The following is a 5479-nucleotide window of genomic DNA, read 5'->3' as shown; positions in this document are numbered from 1 at the left end:
CCCGCCCCCCGCTCCTCACCCGAACACCGGCCCCAGCACCAGCGGCCCACCACCACCGCCACGGCTCACCCCCGCAGATCAGTCGTGCCGCCGGGGATGACCGCGCCGATCACACGGAAACCGAAGCGGTCGGCGCCCCCGGTCGACCGACAGGCCTGAGCCCGGCTCCTCACCCGTCACCCCGCCCGAACACCGGCCCCAGCACCAACTGCGCCGCCCCCGCCGCCACGGCTCGCCCGCCCCCCGGCGCGAGCCGTACCGGCACCGCGTCCTGACCCGTTCGGCGGGCCCGTTCCTCCAGCACCGCGCCGACCCCGCGGAGGAACGGCTCCGGCGCCGAGGTCACCGTGCGGCCGCCCAGCAGGACGACGTCGATGTCGAGCAGGCCGACCAGGTTCGCCGCGCCGGCGCCCAGGACGCGTGCCGCCTCCTCGATGTCGCCGCGCGCCACCGCACCGAGGCACAGGGCCTCCACACAGCCGCGGTTGCCGCAGCCGCAGGGCGGGCCGTCCAGCTGGATCACCTGGTGGCCGAACTCCCCCGCCCCGGTCCTGGCGCCGCGGTGCACGCTGCCGCCGATCACCAGCCCGGCCCCCAGCCCCGTGCCCAGGTGCAGATAGGCGAAGGAGCCGCCCTCACCCCCGACGGCCAGGCCCAGCGCCGCGGCGTTGGTGTCCTTGTCGACCACGACCGGCACCCCGAGCCGCCCGGCCAGGGCCTCCCGGAGGGGAAAACCGTCCCACTCGGGGAACCCCGTCACCCGGTGCAGCACCCCCCGGGCATGATCGAGCGGCCCGGGCAACACGACCCCGACCCCCAACAGCGCCCCATCGCCCCTGCCCCGCACCACACCCGGCGGCGTCCCGGCCGACCTGCTCGGCGACGCCACGTCGACGTCGGCGTCACCCGGCGCCGCCCCCTCGGCGCCACGCGGCAGGGGCACATCCGGCCTCCTCGGGAACGCCACGTCCGGCCCGCCCGGCAGCGCCCCGCCATGCCCGTCCGGTGCCACACCCTCACCCTCGCCTGATGCCCCTCCATCGCCGCCGCCCGGTTCCGCCCTGTGATCCTGGCCCGGCGGCACACCACCGACACTGCCCGCCCACACCCCGTCAAGCCCGCCCACCGGCGTCCCGTCAGGCGGCCCCGCCGACCGCCCACCCGTCAGGACTCCCGCCACCGCCTCCGTGACGGCTCCCAGCACGGCCTCCGCCCCCGCCCCCAGGTCCAGCGCGCTCCGCCGTTCCCCCACCACGGCGCCCCGCAGGTCCACCAGCACGACCCGCAGCTCGTCCCGGTCCAGGTGGACGCCGACCGCGTGCCCGGCCTCCGGCACCAGGCGCAGTACCGTGCGCGGTTTGCCCCCGGTCGACGCCCGCCGCCCCGCCTCCGCCGCGAGCCCGTCCTCCCGCAGCCGTGCCGTGATCTTGCTGACGGCCTGCGGGGTGAGTCCGGTCCGCTCCGCCAGCTCCAGCCGGCTGATGCCCTCGGCCCCGGCCGCCCGCAGCAGGTCCAGCACCAGCGCGGTGTTGTGGCTGCGCAGGGCGAGCAGATTCACCCCGGCCCCCGCCGCGGTCCCGGCCGCTGCCCTGGCCCCTGCCCTCGCCCCGCGCATGCCGGCCGCTCCGGCCGTACCGTCGTTCGCCCTGTTCACGCCCTCATTGTCCCCGGCGCTTGCACTTTGGCAACAGCGTTGCGAAAGTGGACGGCATGACTGGCACACCCCTCCGCGTCGGCCTCGTCGGCTACGGCCTCGCCGGCTCCGTCTTCCACGCCCCGCTGATCGCCGCCACCGAGGGCCTCGTCCTCGACACGGTGGTCACCTCGAACCCCGAGCGGCAGCAGCAGGCCCGCGCCGAGTTCCCGGACGTACGCCTGGCCGCCTCGCCGGACGAGCTGTTCGACCGGGCCGCCGAACTGGACCTGATCGTCGTGGCGTCCCCGAACAAGACGCACGTGCCGCTCGCGACCACCGCCCTGAAGGCCGGCCTCCCGGTCGTGGTCGACAAGCCCGTCGCGGGCACGGCCGCCGAGGCCCGCGCGCTCGCCGCCCTCGCCGAGGAGCGCGGCCTGCTCCTCTCCGTCTTCCAGAACCGCCGCTGGGACAACGACTTCCTGACCCTGCGCAAGCTGCTGGCCGAGGGCGAGCTGGGCGACGTGTGGCGGTTCGAGTCCCGCTTCGAGCGCTGGCGGCCGAAGCCGAAGGGCGGCTGGCGCGAGTCCGGCGACCCGGCAGAGATCGGAGGCCTGCTCTACGACCTCGGCAGCCACGTCGTCGACCAGGCCCTGGTCCTCTTCGGTCCTGCGGCCGCCGTGTACGCGGAGACGGACGTCCGCCGCCCGGGCGCCGAGACCGACGACGACACGTTCATCGCGATCACGCACACCGGCGGCGTCCGCTCCCACCTCTACGTCTCCGCCACGACCGCCCAGCTCGGCCCCCGCTTCCGCGTCCTGGGCTCGCGGGCGGGTTACGTCAAGTACGGCCTGGATCCGCAGGAGGCGGCGCTGCGCGAGGGACTCCGCCCCGGCCCGGACTGGGGCGCGGAGCCCGAGTCGCTGTGGGGACGCGTGGGCTCCGGCGAGTCCCCGGTGACCGGCGGCGGCCGCCCCGAACCGACCCTCCCGGGCGACTACCCCGCCTACTATGCGGCCGTGGCGCAGGCCCTGCTGGCGGGCGCCCCGAACCCGGTGACCGCGCTGGAGGCGGCCGCCGCCCTGGACGTACTGGAGGCGGCCCGTCGTTCGGCCCGCGAGAAGACGGTGGTGACGCTGTGACGCCCAAGAGTTCGAACGGTTCCTCGCACGACCAGGAGCTCACCCCGAAGTTCCATCCGGAACTCACCCCGAGCCTTGAGGAACTGGAGAAGGAGGAACGCCGCCTGGTGTTCCGCCGGTTCACCCACGACGACGCCTGGGAGCTCGGCTCGCTGCTGGTGGAGCTGGCCCGCGAGCGGCAGGCGCCGGTCGCCATCGACATCCACCGGGCCGGCCAGCAGCTCTTCCACGCGGCGCTGCCCGGCTCGACCCCCGACAACGACGCCTGGATCGCCCGCAAGCGCCGGGTCGTCGAGCGCTACGGCTCGGCCTCCTACCTGGTCGGCGCCCGCTTCCGCGCCAAGGGCAGCACGTTCGAGGAGTCCTCGCGCCTGGACCCCGACACGTACGCGGCGCACGGCGGCTCCTTCCCGATCACCGTGGAGGGCGTGGGCGTGATCGGCGCGGTGACGGTGTCGGGCCTGCCGCAGCTGCAGGACCACCGGCTCGTGGTGGAGGCCCTGGAGCGGTTCCTCGGCCGCTGAGCCCCGGCCGGAATCATCACCGGTTCCCTCCGGTTGGCACCTGCGTACACGTGATCAGGCAGGGCGCCCACCGGAGGAAACCGAACAGATGAGCACTCCCGTGAAGGAAGCTGTCGGCAGGTACGGGATCTGGAGCGTGGGACTGCGCTCGGAGGACCCGGACCGCCGCGGTGAGCTGGCCGAGGCCGCCGCCGAGCTGGAGGAACTCGGCTACGGCGCCGTCTGGCTGGGCGGCAACAGCTCCGCCGCCCACGCCGCCCCGCTGATCGAGGCGACCTCCGGCCTCACCGTCGGCACCAGCATCCAGAGCATCTGGCAGCACGAGCCGGACGCGGCCGGCACGGCGTTCGCCGAGCTGGAGGCGGCCCACCCCGGGCGCTTCCTGCTGGGCCTCGGAGTGAGCCACGCCAAGCGGGTGGAGCAGTACGCCCGCCCCTACTCGTCCCTGGTCACCCACCTGGACGGCCTGGACGCCGCCGGAGTGCCGGCCGACCGGCGCCTGCTGGCCGCCCTCGGCCCGAAGTCGCTGCGGCTGGCCCGCGACCGGGCGGCGGGCTCGATCCCGTACCTGGTCACACCCGAACACACCGCGCACGCCCGGGAGATCCTCGGCCAGGGGCCGCTGCTCGCCCCGGAGCTGGGCGTCGTCCCCGAGACCGACCCGGCCCGGGCCCGCGCTCTGGCCCGCGGGTTCCTGGAGACCTACCTCCCGCTGCAGAACTACACCAACAACTTCCTCCGCCACGGCTTCACCGAGGAGGACCTGACGGGCGGCGGCAGCGACCGTCTGGTGGACGCCCTGTTCGCCTGGGGCGACGACGAGGCGATCCGCGCGAAGATCGACAGCTTCTTCGAGGCGGGCGCGGACCACGTGGCCCTGCAGGTGATCGGGGAGGGCGCACGCGACGCCCTCCCGCGCAAGACCTGGCGCGACCTGGCGGCCCTGCTGGGCTGACGTGTGCGCGGGGGCCCGTCAGGGGCGCGGGGAACCGCGCGACAAGCCACACACAACCCGCGGCCGACCCACGACCGCAGTTCCCCGGCTCTCCCCAGCGGAGCGCTACGCGTCCTTGAACTCCTGCCGCTGCCGCCCCAGCCCCTCGATCTCCAGCTCCACGACGTCCCCGGCCCGCAGGAACGGCTTGGGCTCGGGCGCCCCGAGCGCCACCCCCGCCGGCGTGCCGGTGTTGATCACATCGCCCGGGTACAGCGTCATGAACCGGCTGAGGTACCGCACGACCTCCCCCACGGAGAAGATCTGCTCGGCCGTCGTCCCGTCCTGCTTCAGCTCCCCGTTGACCCACAGCTTCAGGGAGAGGTCCTGTGGGTCGGGCACCTCGTCCGCCGTCACCAGCCAGGGCCCGAGCGGGTTGAACGTCTCGCAGTTCTTCCCCTTGTCCCAGGTGCCGCCCCGCTCGATCTGGAACTCCCGCTCGGACACGTCGTGCGCCACGGCGTACCCGGCGACATGCGCCAGCGCCTCCCGCGCCGACTCCAGGTACCGGGCCGTACGGCCGATGACGACGGCCAGCTCGACCTCCCAGTCGGTCTTGAGGGAGCCGCGCGGCACGAGGACGGTGTCGTTCGGCCCGACGACCGTGTCGGGCGCCTTCATGAAGACCACGGGCTCGGCGGGCGGCTCGGCGCCCGTCTCGCGGGCGTGGTCGTGGTAGTTCAGCCCGATGCAGACGATCTTGCCGATCCGCGCCAGCGGCGGTCCGATCCGCAGCCCGGTGGCGTCCAGCACGGGCAGTTCGCCGGCGGCGGCCCGGACGCGGGCGAGCGCCTCCTCGTCGGCGAGCAGCGCGCCGTCGATGTCAGCGACCACGCCCGACAGGTCCCGCAGGGTCCCCTCGGCGTCGAGCAGCGCGGGCCGCTCCGCCCCCGCCGTACCGACTCGCAGCAGCTTCATGATCAGTCTCCCTCGATCGCGGGCGCCCGCCCGATACGCGACCCGGGTGCGGCGGGGCAGCCATCGGAGGACTGGTCGATCCTCCAAGCCCGGTGTTCGCTCCGCAATACCCCGTTCACGTACTGGACCGTCACCTCGCGGGCCCGGCTACCGGTACAGCACGGCCCGCTCGACGACGCTCCACGTCGTACTGGTCACCACGTACAGGGCGGCGGCCAGCGGCACCACGGCCACGGTGACGAGCGTGAAGAACGACAGGAACGGC

The 5479-nt window shown here is 74.5% G+C and carries 5 protein-coding genes and 1 pseudogene; 3 read left to right on the top strand and 3 right to left on the bottom strand.

The genetic code is table 11. The annotated features are described in order from the left end of the window. Positions 1–169 precede the first annotated feature (169 nt). Positions 170–1615, bottom strand: coding sequence for an ROK family transcriptional regulator (locus tag RIN80_RS03210; RefSeq protein ID WP_309093976.1), 1446 nt, complete (start codon positions 1613–1615; stop codon positions 170–172). Positions 1616–1710: 95 nt separating this feature from the next. Here RIN80_RS03210 and RIN80_RS03205 point away from each other — a divergent pair, with 95 nt between their 5' ends. The 3 genes from RIN80_RS03205 (at position 1711) to RIN80_RS03195 (ending at position 4257) form a co-directional block, all read left to right on the top strand. Beyond that, the gene (locus tag RIN80_RS03205) at positions 1711–2778 is read left to right on the top strand and encodes a Gfo/Idh/MocA family oxidoreductase (RefSeq protein WP_309093918.1); all 1068 of its coding nucleotides are present in this window, start codon (positions 1711–1713) and stop codon (positions 2776–2778) included. Continuing rightward, complete coding sequence (locus tag RIN80_RS03200) at positions 2775–3302, top strand: heme-degrading domain-containing protein (RefSeq protein WP_309093917.1); 528 nt, start codon at positions 2775–2777, stop codon at positions 3300–3302. Before RIN80_RS03205 ends, RIN80_RS03200 begins: the two co-directional genes overlap by 4 nt. Before the next feature lie 88 nt (positions 3303–3390). After that, positions 3391–4257: an LLM class F420-dependent oxidoreductase gene (locus RIN80_RS03195; RefSeq protein WP_309093916.1), complete on the top strand. Its 867-nt coding sequence runs from the start codon at positions 3391–3393 to the stop codon at positions 4255–4257. A gap of 105 nt (positions 4258–4362) precedes the next feature. Here the strand turns inward: RIN80_RS03195 and RIN80_RS03190 are convergent, their stop codons facing one another. Both RIN80_RS03190 and RIN80_RS03185 read right to left on the bottom strand, forming a co-directional pair. Next, on the bottom strand, positions 4363–5214 hold the full coding sequence (locus RIN80_RS03190) for a fumarylacetoacetate hydrolase family protein (RefSeq protein ID WP_309093915.1): 852 nt from the start codon (positions 5212–5214) through the stop codon (positions 4363–4365). A 147-nt stretch (positions 5215–5361) separates the two neighbouring features. Then, positions 5362–5479 (bottom strand): annotated as a pseudogene (locus tag RIN80_RS03185) (hypothetical protein); the annotation flags it as partial.

The organism is Streptomyces sp. (assembly GCF_031181705.1).
GTDB lineage: Bacteria > Actinomycetota > Actinomycetes > Streptomycetales > Streptomycetaceae > Streptomyces.
This window is presented reverse-complemented; position numbering and strand designations above follow the sequence as displayed.